Here is a 23,682-nt window from a genome sequence, read left to right as displayed (position 1 = left end):
TGAAATGTAGAACTTGGTTCACACAGCAAAGTATGGGCCATGACGACACCTCCTTCGCCGCCACGACATCAGCAGATGTCATCGCTGTTCGAGCATCACGAAACCGGCTGCGGGAACCGTCACCTGTATCGCCTGAACGGCATCGTTGATCCGCTGGACAGCGGTTGTTCCGCGTACCTGCCCCGGATCGGTGGAGTAGCGGTAGGCGAAGCGGTCACCCTCCCGGTGGAGGCTCCCGTCAACCAGCACCCAGGCGGTGCGGGGGGAGTCGGCATCGGTGTTGATGGCAAGAACCATCTCTTCGGTGTCAAAGATGCGGGACCAGGGGACCACCGAGCGAATCTCGCCCCCGATGACATAGGGAAGCCCGAAAGTGACCCCGTCCCCCGAGATCTCCCGCAGATACTGGCGCCCGCGCCGCAGGGGGAGCTTCTCCCGGCGCAGGGCGAGAATCTTCGCGAACTCGCGGTAGACCGGGTTTTCCTCGTCAAAAAAGTTGACGCCCCGGGTTCTGAACGCGCCGAAAGGACCGCCGAACATGCACTCGCGCAGATACCGGTCATCCCCCCCCTCGCCGTCAAAGGCCTGCTCGGTGCCGTAGTAGACGCAGGGGATGCCGAGGGTCGTCGTGTTCAGGGCCAGGGCGTTCAGCACGAGCCGGTGCCACTTGGGATCGCCGGCGCAGAAACGCTCCTTCTTGGCCCCCCGACAGACCTGGTCGTGGTCGTCGATGACCGTCACCACCTTGTCCCGGAACCAGACGTGGGATTCCTTCCGCACCAGGAGGGAGTTGCGGAAGAGGTTGAAGTAGTCAGCAGGATTCGTCCTCCCTTTCACCAGGTCCTCAAGGCGCAGCGGAATGTCGTCTACACCGAGGGCAGCGTTGAGGCCAGTAGTATCAAGGGTCTTGAAGGCGTTGTCCCGGCCACCGGTGATCTCGCCGATGAGGTAGAAGTTCTCTTTTCCGATGGCCTGGGCGAACTCGTGGATCACCGAGGCGAAAAACCGGGTGGCCCCGGCACCCATGTGCTTCACCGTGTCGATGCGGTATCCGTCCACATCGGAGAGGGCGATCCAGTACTTGTAAACCTCGCAGAGGGCCAGGAGCGCCGGCGACGGACGGAAAGCATCAACCTCGCCCTCACCCAGATGGATGTCCTTCAGGTCGAAGAAGTCACCGTCCAGGTATTCGTGGTAGCTGTCCCAATCCCGGATGTGGCCCATGCGGGTATAGGCGTTGGCCGCCTGAAGCTCCCGGGGCCAGACCGCGCCATCGGGCCAGGCATCGGGGTTGGCCTTGGTATCGATGGGGCCGAAGGGGAGGTTCGGCGTGCCGTCGGCGGAGCGAAACCCCGTCACCGGGTAGACGGTGGAGCCGTCATAGGGGGTATAGCCCCGGTCGTAGGCAAAGATGTTGCCGGCGTGGTTCAGGATGATGTCGAGTATGACGTAGATGCCGTTGGCATGGGCAACATGGACCAGTTCCCGCAGGTCGTCGGTGGTGCCGAAATGGGGGTCCACCTCGAGGAAGTTCTGGATGCCGTAGCCGTGGTAGGTGGGGACGAAGGAGCACTGCTTGAAGAGGGGGCTGACCCAGACGGCGGTCACTCCCATGCGCTTGAGATACCCCATCTTGCTGGCTAGCCCCTTAAGGGTTCCGCCGCACCAGTTGTTCCCCGACTCGCGCCAGACGGCAGCCTCGGGCTCGGTGCGGATGGCATTCCCCGCGTCGTCTGGCTGGTAAAGGGGCGTTTCCCCCTTCGTGACCCGCCTCCCCCGGTTGTCGCGGTATCCGATCTCCTTCCCGTCGGAAAAGCGGTCGAGCAGGAGAAAGTAGAGCACCTGGTCCTCCCAGGCCACGGGCGAAGGGTGAAACGTGCGATTCGTGAGGTTCTTGAGATCCAGTTCCGTGCTCGATTGCGGTGCCGTCATGGCGTTGCCTCCCCAAAAGGAAAGGGGCGCCGTTTTCCGCGCCCCTCTCTTGTGGTGTCCCCTACGAGATCTTCAACACGATCTTCCCGAAGTGCTTGTCTTCTTCCATCATCCGATGGGCTTCCACCACCTGGTCGATGGTGAACACCTTCTCGATGATGGGGACGATGGTCCGGTCGGCGAATTTCGGCAGCGCCGTCCTGGTGAACTCGGCAACGATCTCTCCCTTGTCCTTCACGGGGCGGGAGCGGAGCACGGAGCCGATGATCTGCTGCCGCTTCACCATCATGAGGGCCAGGTTCAGCTCCGCCTTGATGCCGCTGATGACCCCGATGATGACGAGGCGGCCGGCATAGGCCAGGGAGTTCATGTTGGGCGCCAGGTACTTGGCCCCCACATGGTCGAGGATCACATCGGCCCCCTTCTTGTTGGTGAACTCCTTCACCGCCTCCGAGAAATCGGGGGTCTGGGTGAAGTCGATGACCAGGTCGGCGCCCAGTTCCTTCACCCGCGCCATCTTGCTCGGATGGGAGGTGACGATGATCTTCGTATTGGGAACCAGGGCCTTGCAGAGTTGAAGACCGGCGGTATTTACCCCGCCGCCGCCGCCGTGGAGGATGACGGTATTGTTGTCCTTGAGGCCGCCGATCATGAAAACGTTGAGAAACGCCGTGATGTACGATTCGCAGACGCAGGCCGCCTCCTCGAAGCCCATGGATTCGGGGATCCGCATCAGGTGACTGGCGTAGGCCACGGCATACTCGGCGTAGGCGCCGCCCCCCACAAGCGTCATGACCCGATCCCCCACCTGCCAGCCGGTCACGCCGGGGCCCAACTCTTCAACGGTGCCGGAAACCTCCAACCCCAGGATCTCCGAATCACCCGGCGGGGGGGGATACTTCCCTTCCCGCTGGACGAGGTCAGGTCGGTTGATGGACGTTGCCACCACTTTCACAAGAACCTGCCCCTCCCCCGGTTTCGGCCTCTCAACCTCTCCCACCGTGAGCACATCGAGACCGCCGAAACCATTGAGCAGAACTGCTTTCATACGACTTTTCCTCCTTGCATTGGATAGCTGACAAAATCAATCCGGCAACTCTAGCGAAGTGGCGGGATTGTGTAAACAGGAAATCCGGAGAGCGGTCATAATGCCCGGCTACCGCTTCAGGCGAAGAACGGGAATCTTCGCCAGGGCCCGTCCGCGCTTGTCCGGATCAGGGTTCAGCCGGACCGCGTCCATCATGAAACCGACGGTTTCCACAAAGGCCAGGGCGTCCCGCACCACCTTGGAGCACTCGTTGGCGTCCGTCGGCTGCTTTTCGGGAGAGTAGACAAGGGTGGAGTGGTCCGTGGTAAGGCTCCAGGCCACGTGGACTCGAAAACGCTCTCCTTTTTTGAGGGCAACGATATAGGCGCCGCAGGGCTGGGGAGTGTGCCCCGCCGGGGTGATGTTGACCACGTTGAGGGAGTTGTGGGCCTCGATGACATCCGCCGGGCCGTCGTACTCGATCGTCTCCAGCCCTTTGTCGAGACTGAACCCCACACCCGCCCCGGAGTCCCCTCCTCCACCGGTGGCGCCGAACGAAACGAACTCCTCCCCTTCCCCCATGAAGCTGAAGGGATCGGTTTGCCCTTCCGCAAGGACCTCTCCCACGGCAGCGGCCACTTCATCGTCCCAATCGACCGACGTTGACGCCTCCGAAGCCGCTGCGGCCCCTCCTGTCGCGGCAACAACCGGCTCCGGCTTCTCGGGCTCATGCTTGATCTGCTCCCCGTGGCCACGGCGCGCCGGAGCCGGGGGCTCTCCCTGGGAGGCAAGCCGCGTGACCTCAGCCTGAAGAGTCGAAACCCGCGCGGTGCTCGCCTGCGTAGCAAGGGTCTTCTCCGCCGCCAGCCGTTCGATTTCCCTCCTGAGGGTTGCCGCTTCGGCCTCGGCCCGGGCCAGGGCTCCCGCCATCTCGCCGCCCCCCTTCCGGGAGATAACCTGCTCGACGGCCTCCCGCTCGGCCACCAGAACCTCGACCTCGGCGGCCAGCCGAACGAGCCGGTCGACTGCCAGCTTACGGGCCGCCTCCTTCTCCGCCGCCCGTTTCTCGATCACCGCCTCCAAAGCGGCAATGTCCGCCGCGGCCTTCTTTTCGGCAGAGGCAATCTCGGCCGTCAGCCGCTCCGCCTCGGCTTCAAGCTCCTTGATCCTGGCCGCATTCCCCTTGGCGGCAGTTGCCTGTTCCGTGGCAAGGTCGGCCAGCCGCGTCGTGAGGGATTCAATCCGCTTGGCCGCTGTGCTTGCCCCCTTATCCCGCGCTGCGGCAAGTTTATCCACTTCCGCGCGTAACCGCTCTTCCTCCCGGGCGGTTTCCTCGCTGGCCTTGTCCTTCTCGGCCTTCAGCCAGGCAATCTCATCCCGCAGGGAAGCGGCAGCCGACGATCCACCCTTCCCCAAGGCCTCCAACTCTCCCTTGAGGCGTTCCACCGTGCTCCGGAGGGAAGCTGTTGCCTGGGCGTGCTCCTGGCCGGCCTCCTCCTTCTCCGCGGTCAATCGCGCAATTTCACCCTGCAGGGCCGCTTCCTGGGCCGCCATGGCGGCGTCCTGTTCCTTCCGCTCTGCAAGCAGACTATCGACGCGGGCCTTGAGCTCCGCAAAGCGCTCCCGCGACTCCCGTTCCGCTGCGGCCTTTTCGGCGGCAAGGCGCTCTGCCAAAGCCGTTGCTTCGCTCTCGTCCTTGGGCGAAGGTTTCTCTTCCCGCTTATTCTCCGCAGGGGGGGGCTCCTCCTTGTTCTCCTTCGGAGCCGCCTCTCTCTTTGCATCGCCAGGAGCATCCTTTGCCCCATCGGCGCTCGCCGGTCCCGTGGCGGATGGGCGGCGAAGGACCGGGATATCGCGGATGACCACTTCCCGCATCGCCTTGCCATAGCTGAGATTGACCTCCTGCATGGTGAACCCGAGCGACGTTGCGAAGGCCAGTCCCTCCTTGAAGAGTGGGAGATATGCCTCACCCACCGGGATACTCTTGGGCGAGGCAAAAACCCAGCGGCCCCTCCGGTCAGCGTGTTCAAGGACTACGTAGACACGGGTCAGCCCTTCGCGTTGAATGGCACAAACATATGCATTGCACGGGCGGGGGGATATCCCTTCGGGGGCTGCGGAGGCCGACCCCAATGAACGGTGGACGGCGACGACATCGGCCTCCTCAGCCTCAACGAAAGACAGCGACAAATCATGGACAAACATGACAGACCTCTGGGAAGTTGGTGAAGTTGGTGACATTTTGGCTGCGGAAGGCGCAGGAGGGGTCGCGACCTTGGGAAGGACCCACCGACTACACTCTACCCGATTTTCCCGCCATGGCAAACTCCGGAGATGGAGAGGGTGGGGATTATAACAGGCTGCGGGGAAGGGATGAACCGGGAGAGAAGAACCGTCCAGGGACGCGCGTTACGGAATTTCGACGAGGAGACCATCGCCCTGGAGGGCTTCCAGCTTCTTCTCGATGGACTTGCAGAGGATAATTTTACCGTCGTAGGAAGAATCGCTCTCGTTAACGATCATTACAGGGAAAATATCGGAAATTCCGTTCACCCTGTTGGTGATCTTCAGCTTCTTGAAGGTCTCCCTCTTGTAGAAGGAAGAAACCTGCCGGGCAGTGGCAGGCGTAAGGGCTGCCATGCCGAACTGTTCGAAGGAACTCCCCTTTGTCCCGTCAGCGAGATGACATACCGCAAGCTCCAAGAGATCGGGAGCAGCTGCAGCGGGTTTCTGCCGCCCCCCCCGAGCAACAAGGTGCGATTCCAGCTTTGTCTTTGCCACGTTGAGGGAAATGGCGAGCACCCCGAGGTTGACCTTTTTGGTACAGAGCAGCAGTACAAAGGCATCCTGCAGGGGTTTGACGATAACCCTTCCGTCGCCATAGCGGAAATCAAGGAGTTCGGCCTGACCAGTGGTGTTCTGGACACCGCTTGCTGGATCTGTTACGGCGGCCGCAACCCCCTCGATAATGGTTGAGTCGAACAGGGGAGGAAACGCACAGGCAATGGGATCGCCATCACTCCCGCAGACGAGGCTTCCGATCACTCCCGGAACAGCATTGAGTTGTTGAAGAACTTCGTCCATCCGAATCTCGTACCCTGTCCCAGCCCGCTATTTCCTGTTCCCGAAAGTGGCGCGGATATCCGATTCCACCTGAGCAAGGGAAGTCTCTTTATTCACCGCAATGGAGATGTAGTGATTTTTCGCCTCAAAGAGGAGTTGCTGCTCCCCCTTTGCCTGAACGGCAGCGGATTTCACCCCGCCGAGGCCCAGCAGATCGCCGAGTCTGTTGCCGAGGCGCGACAGCTCACTCCCTTTTTCGGCAAGGGCCTTGGCCTCAGCGCCTTCGTCGTCGACCGGCGTGCCGTCCTTCCTGAAAAGCACCGCATACCCAACTCCGGCGATTTGAAGCAACCGTTCCGCGATAACGCTCATCCTCCGCTGGGCAGTCCCTTCCCCCGCTCCCTTCGGCCGCAGCCCCGCATTTTCCTCATCAAAAATACGGTGTGCCTCAAGGAGGAGATACGCGATGCTCTGCTGGATGGACCGACCGGTAGTGGTCACCTTCGGCTGAACGGCGAAGCGTCCTCCGGGCCAGCGGAGAATCTCGTACAGGGCCTGCTCGCCGACCACGCCCTCCTGCTCCGCGTGGATGATCTCGCCGTCGCGGAAAAAAATCATCCCCTGCCGCTGCCGGTACTCCACTGAAATGGCGCCGGTAAAGCGGTTATGGCCCTTGAGCTGGATGACGTCGGTCAGCGGAAGACCGGCGATCGATCCTTCAAAGCCGCTCTGTTTTTCCGGTCGTGATGACTTGGCCATCATGGCGCTACCCTCATTGGCAGATTATTAACACCTCTTGACAAGCACATTCCATGCCCTGGCATTCAAATGGGCTGTACATGACATACCTTGCAATCCCGTATGATTACAAATTGGAATTCGCCCGCAATAAATCTGAAATGACAGAAACCGCAGGAAAAGCGGTTCGTGATTGCCTCTGAGTGATGGATATTGGCGTTCGCTTCCTGATTATGGCAATACACACAGGTATCCTGTGGATTCGCGTCGGCGAAGACGTACGCCAGGGCATCGTGATTCCGGGGAAGGGTGAGGCTCAACCGGTTATGGATCGAGCCGGACTTGACCCGGTCGATGAAAGCCTGGCGCGCCGCCGAGTACTGGGAAAACTGCGGTGTTGTTGAGTACCGGGCATAGAATTTCTCATAGGGACCGGACGACACTTGGTCGGGAAACCGGGGATCGACAATAACCCCCCCGTGGCACGAATAGCATCCCGCAGGATATCTGACAGGGTCTGCTATGTGGCAGTCAAGGCACGCCGGCCCCGCGGCTCCCCCTCCGGCCCCGAGAAAGCTGCTTCCGTGGCAGACGCGGCACTGGATCAGTTCGTCTTCGCCGTAGGTGGCGTTGAAGGTGGCCTGCGTAGCCGACGAAATTACCCGAAAGGTTACCATCTCGATGATCTTCCTGGGGTGCGTTGTGACCCAGGTGCATTCATGGGCGTTGGCCGACGACGGCGCGTCCGGATTCGACGCATTGAGCCCACCGCCACATCCCGCCAGTACCGCGGCACACAGGAGAGTCCCGACCGTTAGCTTCAGCTTGGCTTGCATACTCATCATTTCAGCTACCTTCTAACCGTGACACGGCCGGCACGTCTGGGACGACTGGGGATTGCCGTGGCAACGGTAGCACGAGGTGGGGTCGAGACGGCCGTCAATGCGGTGGCGGGAGAGATATTCGCCCCGGTGCTGCATCCGCCGGTAGTTCTCCGTCTGGTTCTTGAGCGAGGGTCTCAGTTCCGTGTGGGTCACGTGACAGTCGTTACAGAAGCTCTGCTCATGGCAGAGGGCGCAGATCCGCTGGTCCTGGTAGGCCACGAGACGATGGGACTCGGTGAAGAGCGGGGTATGGTTGTACCGCTCGAAATCCACTGGGGTTTTCTTGTAGCCGTGGCACTTGGTGCAGAACTCGCGGCGGTCGCCCAGCTCATAGATGGTGGGGTGTTTGGCCGGCAACCGATAGGCCGGGGTCGAAGCACACGCCGCCAACAGCGCAAGCATCAGCCCTGTCGCCAAGAGGGTTAGAATCATGCCTTTTTTCATGGGTAGGTGCTCCATCTATGGCCGTCACTTGCCAAAGGCATAGGAGGCGGCCAGTGTGCCACGGTAATCCTTGTCGAAGTAGGGGTCCTGACTGTAGTCGAGGGATAGCTTCACGGTGAGGGCCTTGCCGAGGAACTTGCTTCCCCCGCCGACCGAGGCGAAGAAGGCGCTGTCCTTGCGGTACATGCTCCAGACATTGCCGTCGTCGTAGTTCACATAGACCACGTCAGCCGTGACGAAGGCAGGCGCCACATCCCAATATGCATAGGCCCTCCCGAGATAGTACCGGTTCTGGGCAATGTCACCCTCAATCCGGCCGAACTCCACCCCCACCTCGGAGAAGATCTTGCGCCTGACAGCGGCCAGAACCGTGTACATGTCGGCGGAACCGTAACGCTTGTCATACTCGTAATGCTTGTAGCGGGCGCCGAACTCGATGTTTTCCGCCGGGTACCAGAAGGCCTCGGTCCCCGCAATGTCCACCTTCTCCCCGAATTGTGACATGTACCGGAAGGGAGCGGAACCGCCGGATCTCCGGTTGATGAAATCCTCGTACCGGTAGTGCTGGTAGAAGGGGCGAAGCTCGAAGGCTTTGAAGGGGAACCGCAACTCGTAGGACTGCTCTCCCAAGCCGCCGGTGACGAGATTCCAGGTGGTATGCCCGAGCAGGGTAATGTTGGCGGGAAGGAGCAAGGTGGCGTCGGCCCCTAGGAGTTGCTCATCGGTAGAGCCGTCATTTCCCGTGTGCTTGTAGGCCAAGGCCACGTCGTAGCGGCCGGGAATCCCCTGGGCGACCCGGGCGCCGTAGATCCAGTCGCCCCCCACCCCCTTGACATCCTGCAGATTTACGGGGAAGCCGGCGTAGGCCGAGGCGGTCACGGTCGGCACCAGGTCGGTCTTGACGTAGACGCCGTCGATGCTCTCCCTCATCACCCCCTCGAAGATGTACTGGCGCCCGAGGCGAACCTGGTAATCACGGTTCTTCGGATCCAGATAATCCAGATAGGCATAGAGGAGTTCACCGTCGGTAGTGCCGTCGGCATTGCCAAAGTCGTCCCGGAGGTTCGCCCGCCCCCACCCGTAGGCGTGGAACGAGAGCCCAGGCGTTTTGGGAACGGTATAGTCGAAGCGGAGGAACTCGTAGACCGGCAGGAGGGACCGTTGCCGCCCTCCGCTGTCGTCCCGTTCGTAGAGACGGACGATGGTGTCGGAGGTGATGCCGAGATCGGCGGCCGAGCCCGATGGCGGCGCCGTGAGCAGCGCCGCGGCCAGGACCGTCACCCCTAAGGTAAAGCCTTGGTAAAGCTTCACGCATCCCCTCCTTGGAAAAATGATAACATCAAAGAAAACCATTTACGGGAGGTTCTTCCCTCCTCACTGAGGGTAGAACCTCCCAGCATTCACTGTCAGCGTTGCCGCACCGGCGGGTTGTGCGCATCCTGGTGGCAGGTGAGGCACTTCGGGAACCGCTCGTGGAGCTGCTTGCTGTGGGGCAGTCCGTGGCAGTCGGTGCACTGCGGGATGAAGCCGTGCTTGGTGTGGCAGAGGGCGCAGCTGACCTTGCCGTGGCGGCTCGGAGTCTTGGTCCAGGTGGCATAGACACCCTCGTGGCAGGCTCCGCAGGTACGGGTTCCAACGTCCTTCTTGTAGGAAATTTCCTTCGGCTTGTGAACCGGATGGCATTCGCTCGCGCAGGTCTTGAAATCCTGCCCCTCGTAGTGGGGCTTATGGCACATGTTGCAAGATGGTATGAGGCCGTGACGGGTGTGGCAGTCGGCGCAGGAAAGCTTGGTATGCTTGCTCGGGAACTGCTTCAGGTCCGTCGGCGGTCCGGCATGGCAGGTGGCACAGGAGGCCAGAAGTTTCTGGCTCATGGGCATGACCTTTATCGAGTGGGGATTTGAATGGCACTCGGCACACTGGGTGAAGACCTGCGCATGGGCCACCGTTGCCGGCGAGTGGCAATCGGAACATTTGGGCATGATCTGGTCCCAGTTGTTCTTCCGGGGACTGTAGCTGTGGAAGCTCTTGTGGCAGTTCTGACAGGTGAAGGCGTGGCGTCCGCCGTCCTTCTTGATGTCCTGAAACACGCCGGGGTGGCATTGGCCGCACTGGGTAACGGTGAGTGGAGGGGGCTCGACGGCATAAAGCTCGGGCTGCTTCTGGATCTGGACCGTTGCCACCGGCGACGACGACCGTTTTCCCATCTCAGTCGCGCCGGAGGTCTGCTCGGCGGCAAATGCGAAACCGGCACTGGCTGTGGCCCACCCCAACAACGCCACACTCACCAGCAATCTACCGAACCTGTTCACTCCCTGTTTCATCGGATACAGTCCCTTTCCGAGAGATCAAGAACCCCTCTTGCACCTTCTCAGCATACCCAACACCGTGAATTAGCGCGTATTAATACCCCTTAACTAGCCGTCATGTCAACCGAAAACCGGGGATTCCCCCCATGGCAAACCGGAGAAACCGACGCAGTATCAACACGCTATCCTCTTTTATGCCCTAAAGAAAAATAACGGACTGCCGAAGAGTATATCAACTACGCATTTGCTCAATGTTTTGCGATTTCAGCCCATATCCTGCGATGGTATACACTATGGCGATCGACACCCTCCATACCCGCGTCCTCGGCTATTTTGAAAGCGAGATAGAAGCTCTCCGCAACCATCTGGAAACGGGACAGTTCAAGAGCTTCAAGGATCAGGTCATCGCCGGCCTGAAAATCGCCGAGGCCCTGGATCTCCTTGCTCCCTACGCCCGGCGGAACCACAGGGCGCGTCGACTTGTCAGAAAGGGAAAAACCCTGATCAATGATCTGTTGTCGGTTCGGGAGGTTATCCGCAGGGGCAACAGTTCACCCCACCTCAGGCAGTTACTCCTCATCTCCAAGGTGATGTCATCGGAACGCTATCTGCAATAACCCCTTTGCTGCCGCACTCCCTGACTATTTGGCAACGCTTGCCTTCAGACCATCCTGAAGGGTCGGGTACAGAAGTTTAACCCCTAGTTTACCCGCCATTTTCGCGTTGTCCATCCGCCGCGACTCCGTAACATAGGAAAGCATGAGGGGTGTCATGACTTTCTTCGCCTCCTCCATGGTCACCTGCCGGGGGCGCGGAAAATCGAGGGCATCGGCGCAGGCGTTGAAGTACTCGGTCATGGTGCCCGGGTTGCCGTCACTCACATTGAATATGTCGCCGTCCTCGCCCTTCTCGGCAGCAGCCATGCAGACCCGGGCCAGATCCTCGGAATGGATCCGATTGGTATAGGAGGCCTCACTCTCGAAGAGAACCGGCTGGCCACTCGTTAGCTGCTGGAGCGGGAGCCGCCCCGGCCCGTAGATGCCCGTGACCCGAAGCACGACGATCGGAACGCCTCGCTCCTTGCCCCAGGCGCGAAAGACCGTTTCGGCGTCGTAGCGGCGCTTGGCCCGTGCCGTCTGGGGATTGGCAGGCGTATCTTCGGTCACGATCATGTCGCCGCAGTCGCCATAGACGCCGCTGGTGCTGAGGTAAACCACCTTTGCCGGCTCGTCGCCCGGCCTGACGGCTGCGCAGAAGGCCCGAACCCTCGGCTCGGTTATCCCTCCACCCGGCGGAGGGGCAAAGTAGAACACGGTCGCCCCCCGGAGGGGGAGGCCCGCAAGGGATTCGGGGTCGTCAAGGTGCCCTTCCACCGTTTCGATGCCAAGTTCATGCAGTTTGGCGGCGCTTTCCTCCGAACGGACAAGGGCTGTCACCGCAACTCCCTTATCCATGGCAAGCCGTGCCACCCGTTTTCCGATATCGCCGCACCCGACGATGAACACCTGCGCCACGTTTGCGTCTCCCATCCCCGGTGTCACGACACCGGCACCCCATAACCGCCGCTCATTAGCGAATCAGCTCTAATACCACCTGAGGAGGAATCATGTCAATACTACTCACGGCTGGCTGTTCTCCCCAATCGCTCAGTTTTTCCTGAAGGCCCGACGTCCCCACACCACCATGTAGTCTCCCCCCGAAACCAGTGCCATCGCGAGCGCAAGAACAAAGAGCGGCTTCAGCACAACTCCAAGGAATTCCATCCCCGCCCCATGGGCGAGCACCGCCAGGATCAGGGATATCTGCACAAAGGTATTGGCCTTGCTGGCAATGCTGGGGTCCATCTCCAGGGTTCCCGTGCGGCCGTAATAGGCAACTGCGCCGGCAACAATTACCAGGTCACGGCCGACAATGACCAGAGCGAGCCACCATGGCAGCCGCCCGATGGCCGCGAGAACAAGGGCCGAGGTAACCACCAGGAGCTTGTCGGCCAGCGGATCGAGGAACGAACCGAGGCGGCTTTGCTGGTTAAAGCGCCGGGCGATGAAACCGTCGAGGGCATCGCTCACGCCTGCCACGAGGAAAACCGTCAGGGCCGCCCGGAAGTTGCCGTCCAGAAGAAACGTGATGAGAGCGGGGACCAGGACTATCCGGAGCGCCGTCAACGCGTTGGGTATGGTCACAATGCCGTTCACGGTGGTGGCACCTCGTCCTTCGGATCCATTGACTGATACAGTGCCCATTGATGGTATTTTGTTACACTTTCAGGCCTTAAAACGTTGTTCTTATGATACCCAAAGAAACATCATCCGTCTACTCTCGCCCCTTCGCGCCCTTATTATTCCTCTATAACCAGCATTAAATGACTGTAAAATTTTCTCAAGCCCCGCAATCTTTTACCGATAAATACTACTGGAAACTGAACTTTTTCCTCGTAATTCCAAGGAACTAACTGTGCGCAAGAACAACAGGCAAGGAGGATGACATGTTGGGAAGCATAAAGATCGGAACGCGGCTCAGTCTGGGGTTCGGACTTGTGGTGCTGCTGCTGGTGATTACCGGGGGCGCGGGATTTCTGGGAGTGGAGAAGATCGACAAAGCCAGTAGTGAAATTCTTTCCCAGGAGGTCAAGGTCGGTGAATACTTCTCCCGGATCCGGGCCAATATTCTCTACATGAGGATGTATGAAAAGGACGTGTTCATCAACATAAACAATCCCGAGAAGGTTGCGGAATACGTGAAAAAATGGGCCGAAAAAAAGGAGCGTCTTGATGACTGGCTTGCCAAGTTGGGCAAACTGAAGCTGGACGACAAGGAAAAGAGCCAGTTCGCCGGGATACAGGAAAACTACAAACAATATCTCGCCGACTTCGGGCAGATCCTGGAGCAGATAAAATCCGGCGCCATTACCAGCACCCAGCAGGCAAACGAGACAATGAAACCGGTTAAGGAGGCTGCCCACGCCATTGAAAAACTATCGACAGAAGGAAACCGGGCGGCTTACGAGATGAGTGACAAAAAGGCCAAGGAAGTCGATGCCATCGGGCACAGATCAGTCACGACAATCGTCATCTGCCTGATCGTTGCCCTGGTGCTCGCCGTGGTGATAACCCTGGTCATCACCCGCGGTATCACAAAACCGCTTCGGGCGATGAACACCATGATGGACGACATTGCCCAGGGGGAAGGCGACCTGACCAGACGGATAGAGGTCCGCTCCGACGATGAACTGGGTCGCCTGGGTCGCTCCTTCAACCTCTTTGTCGAGAAGCTCCAGAAGACCATTGCCAGGGTGGCGGATAACACGGCCCAAGTGGCTGCGGCAGCCGGCCAAGTCTACTCTTCTTCCGAGCAGATGGCCACCGGCGCCGAGGAAGTGGCGGCCCAGGCCGGAACGGTTGCCACCGCCAGCGAGGAGATGGCGGCAACATCCAATGAGATCGCCAACAACTGCATGCTGGCGGCGGAAGGATCGCGGGAGGCAAGCGGTTCCGCATCCGGCGGCAGCCAAGTGGTTGAGCAGACCGTTGCAGTGATGAACCGCATTGCCGAGCGGGTGCAGGAGGCAGCCCACACCGTTGAAGGGCTGGGAGCCCGCGGAAACCAGATCGGTGAGATCATCGGCACTATTCAGGACATAGCCGACCAGACAAACCTGCTGGCCCTGAACGCGGCCATCGAGGCAGCCAGGGCCGGAGAACAGGGACGAGGATTTGCCGTTGTCGCCGACGAAGTACGTGCCCTGGCCGAACGGACCACGAAGGCGACCCGGGAGATCGGCGAGATGATCAAGGGTATCCAGCAGGAAACAGGGCGGGCGGTCTCTTCCATGGAAGAAGGGGTCAAGGAGGTGGCCAGCGGCACCGCTGAAGCGGCCAAGTCGGGCGATGCCCTGCGGGAGATTCTCGACAGGATCAACGGCGTAACCGGCCAGGTGAGCCAGATCGCCACGGCAGCGGAAGAGCAGACCGCCACCACTGCCGAAATCACCAACAACATCCAACAGATCACGACGGTGGTGGAAGCCACGGCCCGCGGCGCCCAGGAATCCGCCACGGCGGCAAGCAGGCTGACAGACCTGGCAACGGAACTACAGGGGCTCGTGGGGCAGTTCAAGGTATAAACGACGTATTATGTCGCACCTCTCGGGTTTACTGTCATCATCACACAACCGGGAGGTGCGTCATGATCTATCTCACAACAGACCAGTTCGACCAGGCCGTTTACTTCGATCTCCGCAAAACGGAGCATCCCCGCCGGGCCGGCGGTCAGGAGCACATCCTCCACGGCCTCCTGGGGAACGGGGTCAGCGAGGTGCCGGTCACCATCCGGAGCTGGCGCGACTGGACTGCGGTGGATTTCGGCAAGGGGGATCTCTTCAGCTTCGTGGACGAGCGGACCATCCGGCGGATGCTGGGCCAGGTGGCGCGGGAGATGGAGCTGCATTAAAGTCCGGCGGTTGGAGCCGTCAGAAGAGAGCGCCTTGGGCATGTTTCGTGATGGCACCGGGCGAAACGGAGCATCAGCAGTCGATCCTGTCTGAACCCGCAGGGTGAGTTGATCGACTGCGCGAAGTGAGCCCTGGAGCCATAGAAACAGGCCCTTGAAGCGAACGGAGAATGGCTTCAACTGTTGTATTCGGATTAATTCCGGGTTTCCCGTGGAGGATTTCTCTGCTATCATCGCGGCCTCATTACCCGTTGAAAGGAGACCGCCATGAGCAGTTCGTGGAAGATCGAGACCCAGGCCATCCAGGGGGGATACACCCCCAAGGCGGGCGACCCCCGCGTCGTCACCATCTGCCAGAGCACCACCTTCAAGTACGACAACGCCGACCACGTGACGAAGCTCTTCGACCTGGAAGAGCCCGGCTTTTTCTATACCCGTCTGGGCAACCCCACCACCGACGCCTTCGAGCAGAAGCTGGCTATGATGGAGGGGGGAGTCGGCGCCCTGGCCACCTCCGCCGGCCAGGCGGCCACGACCCTTTCCATCTTCAACATCTGCCAGGCGGGCCAGCACTTCGTGACCGCCAGCACCCTCTACGGCGGCACCTACAATCTCTTCGCCTGCACCCTCCCCAAGATGGGGATCGAAGTGACCTTCGTGGACCCGGAGGCCCCGGCCGACGAGATCCTCGCCGCCTTCCGCCCCAACACCAAGGCCCTCTTCGCCGAGACCATCGGCAATCCCGGCCTGAACGTCCTCGATTTCGATAAATTTTCCGCTATCGCCAAAGAGAAGGGTGTGCCGCTCATCATCGACAGCACCTTCGCCACCCCCTGCCTCTGCCGCCCCTTCGAGCACGGGGCCAACGTGGTGGTCCACTCGGCCACGAAATACATCGACGGCCTCGCCACCAGCGTCGGCGGCGTCATCGTGGACGGGGGGAACTTCGACTGGGGCAACGGCCGTTTCCCCGAGCTGACCGAGCCCGACTCCTCCTACCACGGCCTCCAGTACGTGAAGGCCTTCGGCAATCAGGCCTACATCATCAAGGCCCGGGTCCAGCTCATGCGTGACTTGGGCGCGGTCCCGAGCCCCTTCAACTCGTTCCTCTTCACCAACGGCCTCCAGACCCTGCCGCTGCGCATGCAGCGCCACAGCGACAACGCCCTGGCCCTGGCCCAGTTCCTGGAAAGCCACCCGTCGGTCAGCTGGGTCAAGTACCCGGGGCTCACGAGCCACGCAAGCCATGATCGGGCGCAAAAATACCTGCCGCGAGGATGCAGCGGCGTTCTCACCTTCGGCATCAAGGGGGGGGCCGAGGCCGGCAAGAAATTCATGGAGGCATGCCGACTGGTTGCCCTCGTGGTCCACGTGGGGGACGCCCGCAGCTGCGTCCTCCACCCGGCCAGCACCACCCACCGCCAGCTGACCGCAGAGCAGCAGACCGCCTCCGGTGTCACGCCGGACCTGATCCGCCTCTCCGTCGGCATCGAGCACATTGACGACATCATCGCCGACGTGGACCAGGCCCTGGCGGCGAGCCAGAAATAACCGACTATTTTTCCATCCAGACGCAGAAAAGCCTGCCGGATATCCGACAGGCTTTTTTTGCTGCAAACAACTGGAGATCAGTATTCCGTGGGCTTCTCGATCGTCAGCTTCGGCTGGCCGAGGGGATTGCGCGGATGCTCGGACGCCTTTTTCGGCAACGTCACCGCATCCTCAGGAGCTCCCGATGTGGGAGGGTCTGCGAGCCGGGCAGGAGTCGACCATATCTGCTCCGGAGGGGTGAGATGCTTCGAGGGTTTCGTAACGCCTGCCTTCACCTTCGGCACCCCCACCGACTGGGCAAGGACGATCCGCTGCTCGTTGCGCAGCCCCATGGCCTTTGCCAGGGCCGGGGGATCAAAGGATGCCCGCACCACGGTGGCAAGCCCCTCGGAGGCGCAGAAAAGATAGACGTTCTGGCTGATGGCGCCGGCATCGGCGGCTGCATAAAAGGCCTTCTCCTCCAAGGGGGCCTCTCCCATCTGGCCATAATCGGCCACGTAGATGAGATTTACCGGGGCTTCTGCCACAAAGGGCTGCCGACCGGTCAGCGCCCTGATATCCCTGGCCCCCTCCTGGATCAGCCGGTGCCCCCGGGCGTCGTAGAGATAGAGGCCATCGGCGGCGGCCACGTAAACGTCGATCTCCTGCCGATTCATGGCAGAGGGAGCTGTGCGCCCACCCTTTTCAGGGCGATTGATGCCGAAGGCGGCCCAGAGGAGGTCCGAAAGTTGGCGTGGAGAAAGAGCTTCTCCACTGAACTCCCGCACGCTCTTGCGCTCCCGCAGGGCATCCATGAGGGGCACACCTCCCTCCTTACGGGGAGGCTCCAACTGCGTCACCTTCGCTCCGTCGGCAAAGGTCGCCAGCGGAATCGCCAGGAATAGACAGAGGGCTCCTCCCGCCACCATCCGTGAAACGTTCGTCATCTCGGTTCTCCTTCCGGCAGAGTTTCCCGGCATGCCGGGGCAAAAAAAGGGGAGGCGGCACAATCACCCCTCCCCCTCATCATTCCAGACTTAGTGCTGCACGCCCTCACCGCCGGGCTGCTGGGCCGCGGCGCGCATGGCTGCCTTGTGCTCCTCCAGGGTCTCCAGCTCCCGGACTTTCTCGCCGAGCCAGTGGTGGAGTTCGCGGGCGGTCTGGTAGTTGAGGACCACGCCGGTGGGAACGAAGCGCACGAGGCTCTGGGCGAAATCCTCGGGCTCCACGCCGGTCTCGGCGCCGATGGTGCCGTTGGGGTTCACCTCGTGGGTGATCTCGTTGGGAAGCGGCGGACGCTCCAGGTAGAAATTCACCACCAGGTCGCCCCGGGGAGAGACGCCGCCGTGGGCGCCGTTCACGTAGACCGGGTTATAGTCGTAGGTGAAGATGTACTTGAAGATTACTTCCGGTTTCTTGGACACGTTCTGCTTCTCCTTCCTTGTCTGAAATTGGGAATTGTTCCCATATATCCCTGTAAAGACCGTCAAAACAAGGGAATCGCCCTGTTGGCGACCCCACTTTAATACCACGTTACCGTGCCGGTTTCGAGTGTTTTTAGTTATCAGTTCGCTCCATCCGTTGCTCTCAACACCCCAATGCCCCCTACACCTCCCGCAACAGGGCCAGCAGTTCGTCGGCGGAGATCCTGGCGCCGGTTTCCGTCCCCTCCAGGAGGCTGTCGGCCAGGTCCCGCTTGGTCTGGTGGAGGGCGATAATCTTCTCCTCGATGGAGTTCTTCGTCACCAGCCGATAGACGGTCACGGGACGGTTCTGGCCGATGCGGTGGGCCCGGTCCGAGGCCTGGTCCTCCACCGCCGGGTTCCACCAGGGATCCAGGTGGATGACGTAGTCGGCGGCGGTGAGATTCAGCCCGGTGCCGCCAGCCTTGAGACTTATGAGGAAGAGCTCCCCCTCGCCCCCCTGAAAGGCATCGACCCGCTTCTTCCGCTCCTGGAGGGTGGTGGAGCCGTCCAGGTACTGGTAGCTGATCTCCCGGCGATCCAACTCTTCGCGGACAATGGCCAGATGGTCTACGAACTGGCTGAATACGAGGGCCTTGTGACTGTTGTCCCGCAGCTCCTCCACCAGCTCCATGCAGGCGGCCAGCTTCGCGCCGGCAAGGGGACTTTCCGGCAGCACCAGCCGGGGGTGGCAGCAGGCCCGACGAAGGCGCATGATCTCCGCCAGGATCCGCAGCCGCCGCTCCCCCTCGGGGCCAGCGCTCCCCTCGATCCGCTCCAGTGCGTTGAGCCGGACCGCCTCCTGAAAGGCCCGCTCCTCGGCACCCGGCTCCACGGAAACGGCGATCTCGGTCTTGAGGGGAAGCTCGGTGAGAACCTGGGCCTTTGTCCGCCGGAGAATAAAGGGACGGACCAGTTTTTTAAGCCGCTCCCGGGCACCCTTGTCGTTGTTTTTCTCGATGGGGGCCGCGAACCGCTCGGTAAAGGAGCGATGAGAACCGAGGAGGCCGGGATTGATGAAGCGGAATAGGTTCCAGAGTTCTCCCAGATGGTTCTCCACCGGCGTTCCGGTGGTTATGAGGCGGAAGCCCCCCTGGAGAGACATGGCGGCCTGGGAGCGCTTGGTGGCCATGTTTTTGATGGCCTGGGCCTCGTCCAGGACGATGGTCTGCCAGGAAACCGCCCCCATGAGCTCCGCCTCCTGCTGGAGGAGGCCGTAGCTACAGATGACCAGATCGAAGGGTTGCAGTTCCGCCAGGACCTTCCGCCGGTCTCCCGGGCCAAAGACGATGACATTGAGGGTGGGAGCGAAGCGGGCCGCCTCTGTCTCCCAGTTCATGCAGACCGAGGTGGGGGCCGCCACCAGGGTGGGGCCGCCGGGGGCACGGGAGAGGATGAGGGCCAGGGCCTGGACAGTCTTGCCGAGCCCCATGTCATCGGCCAGACAGGCCCCGGCTCCCCAGTGGGCCAGACGGGCAAGCCACTGAAACCCCTCCTGCTGGTACTCCCTGAGGTCTGCCTGAAGGGTCGATGGGACCGCCGGCATGAGGTTCTCCGCCTCCCGCAGCCGCTCCAGCCGGGCCTCCCACTTTTTGTCGGCGGTGAAGCTCCCTGCTTCAGTGGCCAACTCCTCCAGGGAAGCCAGGGCCGGCAGGGCACAGCGCACCCCCTTGCCATGGAACTCGGTAAAACTGCGCAACTCCTCCAGGCGCCTGCGAAACTGGTCCGTCAGGGTCAGAAACCGCCCCTCCCCCAAGATAATGAACCGCCCGACCCGGCTATCAAGGAGATCGAGGAGTTTTCGCAACTCCAGCACCTCGCCGTCATCGGTCTCCAGACTCCCCTCCAACTGGAACCACTCGCCGGACTCCCGGACCCCGAGGCGGAGTTTCGACGCATCATGGGGCCGTGATACCCGCAGCTTTTCCCCTTCGGGCCAGACCGTCCGGGCCGCCACTTCCTCCAGGGAGTGCAGAGCCTGCAGGAGCTCCAGACAGGGTCCGGGCTCGTGGAAGAGCCAGACCCCGTCCGCCTCCTCCTCCGCACCCTGGAGCGGCAACAACGCCGTGACCCGCTCCGCCGCAGCCGCTTCCCCGGCCAGGTCGCGCCGGGCCTGGACCCGAGCCCCCCCCAAGTCGGCCATGATGGTGGCGGCCCCGGCGCCCGGCCCGAAGAGCGGGCCGTCCTCCCCCAGGGGGCGAACCCTCAGCTCCAGGCGAAGCCCTTCCCCGTAGGGTGTCAGAAGGAGCAGCGGCGTCGGATCAGCCGGCCGCTCCTCAAGATTGTCCCCGCCACCGATGTCGGAATGGACCGTAACCAGGGAGGAGACCGCCCCCACCGCCTCCAGCACCTTCCCCTCGGCCGCCGCCGGCACCGTGAGTCCCTCCCCCACGATTTCGGCCACCTTCCGGAACCGGTCGTTGATTTCGATCACCTTCAGCCGGGTGCGGGTCTCCCAGACAAGAGAGGCCCGTTCCTTCTCTCCCGGCAGGGGTACAATCGTCAGGCGGAGCCTGTCCCCCTGGCGCTTTACCCGCAGTTGCGGCTCACCGGTCACGATCTCCAGGGGAAGCAGGTCGCCGTCATCCGCGAAGGCCAGGGGGTGCCCCACCAGAAGCGGCAGGGCCGCCGTGGGGTTGATGGAATAACTGTCCTGGCTGCCGCGATAGTAGTAGGACTTCTCCCGGATAATCCCCGCGCATACCTTGCGATCCTGTTCGGTCAGAAAGGAAAGCGTCGCGGCCCCCTCCTTCAGGCGCTTCAGGGCCACGGCCCGGCCGGCGGTCCAGCCACCCGAGGGGGTCCGCTTCTGCTCCTTGGGCTGGATCTCGACAAATTCATCGGCGAATCGTCTGAGTACCCAGACAAGACGGGACTCCCCCGAGATTCCCTTGGCAATCGGCGCCTCGTCGGCACTCCCCAGCCGCGCCAGGGCCGCCAGGGCCGACTCCCACGAAGCCCGGCGAGAGATGAGCGCATGGAGCGGCTCCACCCCCTCACTCCCAAGATTCTCCTCCGCTTGCGCCGCGTCATTTCCCGCACCCAGGGCGCGGCAGGCGAGTGCCGTCTCATGGGCCAGCCAGCGATAGCCCGCCCGGTCCATCCTGTCGATGAGGGGCAGGGCCTCCCGGGCCTGCTCCTTTCCTCTCTTGCCTCCGGTCCAGAGCTGGGCGAGGAGAGCGAACAGGGTCTGAAATACCGAGCCGTGCTGCACCAGATGGAAGGACCAATCGTCGATTGTCGTGGCTGCGGAGCTCACCCCCCGCCGGGCCGCCAGCACCTGGGAAACGAGGTAGTAGACGGACCAGAAGTTCCAGCTCCGCTTTCCAACCACAAAGGAAGCGTACTCCTCGGCCTGGCGCAGGCGGTCCGGCTGTCCTGTACGAATCAGGGACGGGATGAAGAACATGCCGGGGATATCCGTGAAAAAATACTTCCGCTTGTTCAGCTCCTTCTTGATGAGGGTGAGGGCCTGTTCATAGCGGGCAATGGCCCCCTCGTCGTCGCCGGCCAGAAAGTCGGCCCAGGCCAGGATGGTAAGATCGGTGGGAGTTGCATGAGACGCGACCACCTCCCGCCCCTCCCGCACCCGACCCCGCAGGATCAGCTCGGTGGCGTATACCTGCCGGAGAAAGGGGATGTCGGCTCCGTTCTCCCGCCGGTAGCGGGCCTCGAAGTGGGCAAAAAAATCACCCGTCGGGATCAGGTAGGACTGGGAAAGATTGAAGTGCTCCGCAACGATACCCAGGTAGAGGTTCAGGGGAAGCTCGTCAAGCCACTGGGCATCGAAAGGCTGACAGATGATCCGGTAGGGGTGCTGCCGTTCAACCTCGTCCGGGAACTGGCCGGCGCAGGCGTCGAGGGCCTTCTGGATATCACCGGCCCGCCCCCGGTGGAGACTGATGCGCACATCCCGCACCGCCTGAAGGTAGGAGCGGTAGTACACCTGCCCACCCCAAGCACTCTGGGGCGCTATCTCCTGCTGAACCGCCGCGGCCATTGCCTCGAAGCGGCCGGCGGCAACGGCCTCCCGCGTGTGCCGGTGACAGAGTTCCAACCGCAGCCGGTACCCCAGGGCATCGAGAATCACAAAACCCTTCTGCACGAGGGGTTGAAGGAGTGGTTCCACATGGGCGGGAACGAACTGCCGCCCGTCGGTGTTTCTGATCCCAGCCCGGTTGAGGCATGATGAAATGGCGGTCCGGGAAGCCGGGGCAAAAATGACGGAGAGGAGCTGGAGCACCTCCCGCTCCAGAGCCTCCGGCAGGGGGGCACCCTTGGCGGCAGGCTTCTCCCTTTCCTTCTTCTCCTGGCCGGCCTTCCGCTTCGCCAGGGCTTCGGCAAGCTCGATAATCTTCCGTTTGTTCTCGGCGTCTTCCCGGGCACGTTTGGACATAGGTTGATCCTCACTGGTTGTGGCTTTAAAACGCGGGAATCATAGCGGGTTGAGAGGGAAAAGGGAAGGTTGAAGGTACAGAATCAGGACGAATTCCAGGCCGAGAAATCAACGCGACAAAAACTGTCGCTACGCCATGCGATGATCTACCTAAATCCACCACAGGAGGGATCACCATGGCACGAACAGCAACGGAAACGGCACGGATTCTCATGGAGCTTTATGACGAGCGGTTCGGCGGGGCGGAGTGCATGCCGTACCGGATGAGTTGGGCGGAACTGCGCGACATTGCCGGCGTGAAGCGTCTTACCAGCGACTTTCTCCAGGATATCAACGAAACCCTGCATGAGGACGAGTATCTGCTCGCCGTCGGCAGCAGCAGTCTTGTTGTCGCCCTCGAAAGAGATTGTTTAGCCGATCGAATGATATCCCAGCGGCTTGTGGAGCAGTATCGTTACGTTACCCGTGAAGAGCCGGAAGATATCGAAGTCGATGATGATGACGATGATCCGTTGGTTGAGGATGAAGAAGAGTAATTTGCCGGCCACTCTTGCCTGGCAGGAAGTCAAAGCGGGCTGCGGACATGCGAGGATTCGGAGGGAACGCCACGATGCGCCATTTCGCCGCAAAGCCGACGGAAGAAGAGCGGCCCCGAATCGTCACCGTGGGCATGGGGACGTTGGGACGGATGGTTGTCAGGCAGGTTCGGCGCACCCTGCGCAATGCCGAGTGTATTCTTCTGGAAGGGCGGGAGGAGATTGTCCACGGTTTCCCGACCCTTGGGCAAAAGGTTCGCGGGGCGGACTGCGTCCTTATCGTCGTGGATCCGCGGGATGGGGAGGCCCTGAATACGGCCAACTGGATTGCCCTGAAAATGATTGTGGAGCGGGCGCTGGTGGTGATTCTTACCCGTGATCCGGCGGAACCGGCAGAGGGCGGGATGCTCTCCGGTGATTTCCCCCGCGCCGGGGAGCTTGCCTGTTCGTGCATCGTGGTCTCGCCCCTCAGCATCAACCCGCTTTCCGAAGATGTTCTGTCGATGTTTGGAGAGGAGATGCTGGCCGCATATCTCGTTCGGCATGTAATCGAGATTCTGGTCCGATGGACGACCGAACACAGCATACCCTGCATCGATTTTGCCGATATCAAGGCGGTTCTGGGCGGTGGCGGGATGATGCGGCTGGGAATCGGCATGAGCACCAACGGCGATGCCGGCGGCGCCGTTCAAAAAGCAGTGGGAAGCCTAGCGCGGCAGGGGGTGGATTTCTCCCCCTGCCGCGTCAGGCTTGGGTGTCTGGCTGGGTCGACGAATCTCAAAATGGATGATTTTGATGAAGTCTGCAAGGTGGCTCATGAATTCCTGGATGACGAGGCTTCCCCTATCGTAGGCATTCTGACTAATGGCGCTTTGGGGCGGACCGTTAAAGCATCGTTATTTGTTGTTTGA

Annotated in this window: 20 protein-coding genes; 6 read left to right on the top strand and 14 right to left on the bottom strand. The window is 61.3% G+C overall.

Annotated elements, in window-relative coordinates:
- Window positions 1–78 precede the first annotated feature (78 nt).
- The 9 genes from KJB29_RS07685 to KJB29_RS07645 form a co-directional block, all read right to left on the bottom strand.
- On the bottom strand, window positions 79–1,932 hold the full coding sequence (locus tag KJB29_RS07685; RefSeq protein ID WP_215734099.1) for an alpha-amylase family glycosyl hydrolase: 1,854 nt from the start codon (window positions 1,930–1,932) through the stop codon (window positions 79–81).
- 61 nt (window positions 1,933–1,993) lie between these two features.
- Entirely contained in the window at window positions 1,994–2,980 is a 987-nt protein-coding gene (locus tag KJB29_RS07680; protein ID WP_215734098.1) for an NAD(P)H-quinone oxidoreductase, read from the bottom strand.
- Window positions 2,981–3,088: 108 nt separating this feature from the next.
- On the bottom strand, window positions 3,089–4,933 hold the full coding sequence (locus KJB29_RS07675) for a coiled-coil domain-containing protein (protein WP_343213547.1): 1,845 nt from the start codon (window positions 4,931–4,933) through the stop codon (window positions 3,089–3,091).
- 435 nt (window positions 4,934–5,368) lie between these two features.
- Entirely contained in the window at window positions 5,369–6,043 is a 675-nt protein-coding gene (locus KJB29_RS07670) for a roadblock/LC7 domain-containing protein (protein ID WP_215734096.1), read from the bottom strand.
- Window positions 6,044–6,070: 27 nt separating this feature from the next.
- Window positions 6,071–6,784 (bottom strand): DUF4388 domain-containing protein, encoded by a 714-nt coding sequence (locus tag KJB29_RS07665; RefSeq protein WP_215734095.1) that lies wholly within the window; start codon window positions 6,782–6,784, stop codon window positions 6,071–6,073.
- 62 nt (window positions 6,785–6,846) lie between these two features.
- On the bottom strand, window positions 6,847–7,605 hold the full coding sequence (locus KJB29_RS07660) for a hypothetical protein (protein WP_215734094.1): 759 nt from the start codon (window positions 7,603–7,605) through the stop codon (window positions 6,847–6,849).
- Window positions 7,606–7,617: 12 nt separating this feature from the next.
- Window positions 7,618–8,088, bottom strand: a complete 471-nt coding sequence (locus KJB29_RS07655) for a cytochrome C (RefSeq protein ID WP_215734093.1) — start codon at window positions 8,086–8,088, stop codon at window positions 7,618–7,620.
- A gap of 24 nt (window positions 8,089–8,112) precedes the next feature.
- Window positions 8,113–9,399, bottom strand: a complete 1,287-nt coding sequence (locus tag KJB29_RS07650; protein ID WP_215734092.1) for a hypothetical protein — start codon at window positions 9,397–9,399, stop codon at window positions 8,113–8,115.
- Between the two features lie 95 nt (window positions 9,400–9,494).
- The gene (locus tag KJB29_RS07645; protein WP_215734091.1) at window positions 9,495–10,412 is read right to left on the bottom strand and encodes a cytochrome c3 family protein; all 918 of its coding nucleotides are present in this window, start codon (window positions 10,410–10,412) and stop codon (window positions 9,495–9,497) included.
- Between the two features lie 278 nt (window positions 10,413–10,690).
- On the opposite strand from KJB29_RS07645, the gene KJB29_RS07640 reads away from it, so the two are divergent.
- Window positions 10,691–11,014 carry a hypothetical protein gene (locus KJB29_RS07640; RefSeq protein ID WP_215734090.1) on the top strand — a complete coding sequence of 108 codons (324 nt, stop codon included), beginning with the start codon at window positions 10,691–10,693 and terminating at the stop codon, window positions 11,012–11,014.
- A 24-nt stretch (window positions 11,015–11,038) separates the two neighbouring features.
- On the opposite strand, the gene KJB29_RS07635 is transcribed toward KJB29_RS07640, so the two are convergent.
- Window positions 11,039–11,911 (bottom strand): SDR family oxidoreductase, encoded by an 873-nt coding sequence (locus tag KJB29_RS07635; RefSeq protein ID WP_215734089.1) that lies wholly within the window; start codon window positions 11,909–11,911, stop codon window positions 11,039–11,041.
- 132 nt (window positions 11,912–12,043) lie between these two features.
- The gene (gene pgsA / locus KJB29_RS07630; RefSeq protein ID WP_343213546.1) at window positions 12,044–12,592 is read right to left on the bottom strand and encodes a CDP-diacylglycerol--glycerol-3-phosphate 3-phosphatidyltransferase; all 549 of its coding nucleotides are present in this window, start codon (window positions 12,590–12,592) and stop codon (window positions 12,044–12,046) included.
- Window positions 12,593–12,882: 290 nt separating this feature from the next.
- Here pgsA and KJB29_RS07625 point away from each other — a divergent pair, with 290 nt between their 5' ends.
- The 3 genes from KJB29_RS07625 to KJB29_RS07615 all read left to right on the top strand — a co-directional run bounded on the left by KJB29_RS07625 (window position 12,883) and on the right by KJB29_RS07615 (window position 16,397).
- Entirely contained in the window at window positions 12,883–14,520 is a 1,638-nt protein-coding gene (locus KJB29_RS07625; protein ID WP_215734087.1) for a methyl-accepting chemotaxis protein, read from the top strand.
- A gap of 62 nt (window positions 14,521–14,582) precedes the next feature.
- Window positions 14,583–14,846, top strand: a complete 264-nt coding sequence (locus KJB29_RS07620) for a hypothetical protein (RefSeq protein WP_214184886.1) — start codon at window positions 14,583–14,585, stop codon at window positions 14,844–14,846.
- 267 nt (window positions 14,847–15,113) lie between these two features.
- Window positions 15,114–16,397 (top strand): O-acetylhomoserine aminocarboxypropyltransferase/cysteine synthase family protein, encoded by a 1,284-nt coding sequence (locus KJB29_RS07615; protein WP_215734086.1) that lies wholly within the window; start codon window positions 15,114–15,116, stop codon window positions 16,395–16,397.
- Window positions 16,398–16,474: 77 nt separating this feature from the next.
- On the opposite strand, the gene KJB29_RS07610 is transcribed toward KJB29_RS07615, so the two are convergent.
- From KJB29_RS07610 to KJB29_RS19530, 3 genes are all read right to left on the bottom strand, one after another.
- On the bottom strand, window positions 16,475–17,323 hold the full coding sequence (locus KJB29_RS07610; protein ID WP_215734085.1) for a SagB/ThcOx family dehydrogenase: 849 nt from the start codon (window positions 17,321–17,323) through the stop codon (window positions 16,475–16,477).
- A gap of 90 nt (window positions 17,324–17,413) precedes the next feature.
- On the bottom strand, window positions 17,414–17,800 hold the full coding sequence (locus KJB29_RS07605; RefSeq protein WP_215734084.1) for a hypothetical protein: 387 nt from the start codon (window positions 17,798–17,800) through the stop codon (window positions 17,414–17,416).
- A gap of 181 nt (window positions 17,801–17,981) precedes the next feature.
- Window positions 17,982–22,235 (bottom strand): SNF2-related protein, encoded by a 4,254-nt coding sequence (locus KJB29_RS19530; protein WP_215734083.1) that lies wholly within the window; start codon window positions 22,233–22,235, stop codon window positions 17,982–17,984.
- A 176-nt stretch (window positions 22,236–22,411) separates the two neighbouring features.
- Here KJB29_RS19530 and KJB29_RS07595 point away from each other — a divergent pair, with 176 nt between their 5' ends.
- Window positions 22,412–22,771 (top strand): hypothetical protein, encoded by a 360-nt coding sequence (locus tag KJB29_RS07595; protein ID WP_215734082.1) that lies wholly within the window; start codon window positions 22,412–22,414, stop codon window positions 22,769–22,771.
- A 74-nt stretch (window positions 22,772–22,845) separates the two neighbouring features.
- Window positions 22,846–23,682 carry a hypothetical protein gene (locus KJB29_RS07590; RefSeq protein WP_215734081.1) on the top strand — a complete coding sequence of 279 codons (837 nt, stop codon included), beginning with the start codon at window positions 22,846–22,848 and terminating at the stop codon, window positions 23,680–23,682.

The organism is Geobacter grbiciae (genome assembly GCF_018531165.1).
Lineage (GTDB): Bacteria > Desulfobacterota > Desulfuromonadia > Geobacterales > Geobacteraceae > Geobacter > Geobacter metallireducens.
This window is presented reverse-complemented; position numbering and strand designations above follow the sequence as displayed.

Excerpts from the sequence above, each read along its gene's own strand:
- KJB29_RS07685 (WP_215734099.1), bottom strand. The coding sequence starts at position 1,932 with ATGACGGCACCGCAATCGAGCACGGAACTGGATCTCAAGAACCTCACG.
- KJB29_RS07680 (WP_215734098.1), bottom strand. The coding sequence starts at position 2,980 with ATGAAAGCAGTTCTGCTCAATGGTTTCGGCGGTCTCGATGTGCTCACG.
- KJB29_RS07670 (WP_215734096.1), bottom strand. The coding sequence starts at position 6,043 with ATGGACGAAGTTCTTCAACAACTCAATGCTGTTCCGGGAGTGATCGGA.
- KJB29_RS07665 (WP_215734095.1), bottom strand. The coding sequence starts at position 6,784 with ATGATGGCCAAGTCATCACGACCGGAAAAACAGAGCGGCTTTGAAGGA.
- KJB29_RS07660 (WP_215734094.1), bottom strand. The coding sequence starts at position 7,605 with ATGATGAGTATGCAAGCCAAGCTGAAGCTAACGGTCGGGACTCTCCTG.
- KJB29_RS07655 (WP_215734093.1), bottom strand. The coding sequence starts at position 8,088 with ATGAAAAAAGGCATGATTCTAACCCTCTTGGCGACAGGGCTGATGCTT.
- KJB29_RS07645 (WP_215734091.1), bottom strand. The coding sequence starts at position 10,412 with ATGAAACAGGGAGTGAACAGGTTCGGTAGATTGCTGGTGAGTGTGGCG.
- KJB29_RS07640 (WP_215734090.1), top strand. The coding sequence starts at position 10,691 with ATGGCGATCGACACCCTCCATACCCGCGTCCTCGGCTATTTTGAAAGC.
- KJB29_RS07625 (WP_215734087.1), top strand. The coding sequence starts at position 12,883 with ATGTTGGGAAGCATAAAGATCGGAACGCGGCTCAGTCTGGGGTTCGGA.
- KJB29_RS07620 (WP_214184886.1), top strand. The coding sequence starts at position 14,583 with ATGATCTATCTCACAACAGACCAGTTCGACCAGGCCGTTTACTTCGAT.
- KJB29_RS07615 (WP_215734086.1), top strand. The coding sequence starts at position 15,114 with ATGAGCAGTTCGTGGAAGATCGAGACCCAGGCCATCCAGGGGGGATAC.
- KJB29_RS07610 (WP_215734085.1), bottom strand. The coding sequence starts at position 17,323 with ATGACGAACGTTTCACGGATGGTGGCGGGAGGAGCCCTCTGTCTATTC.
- KJB29_RS19530 (WP_215734083.1), bottom strand. The coding sequence starts at position 22,235 with ATGTCCAAACGTGCCCGGGAAGACGCCGAGAACAAACGGAAGATTATC.
- KJB29_RS07595 (WP_215734082.1), top strand. The coding sequence starts at position 22,412 with ATGGCACGAACAGCAACGGAAACGGCACGGATTCTCATGGAGCTTTAT.
- KJB29_RS07590 (WP_215734081.1), top strand. The coding sequence starts at position 22,846 with ATGCGCCATTTCGCCGCAAAGCCGACGGAAGAAGAGCGGCCCCGAATC.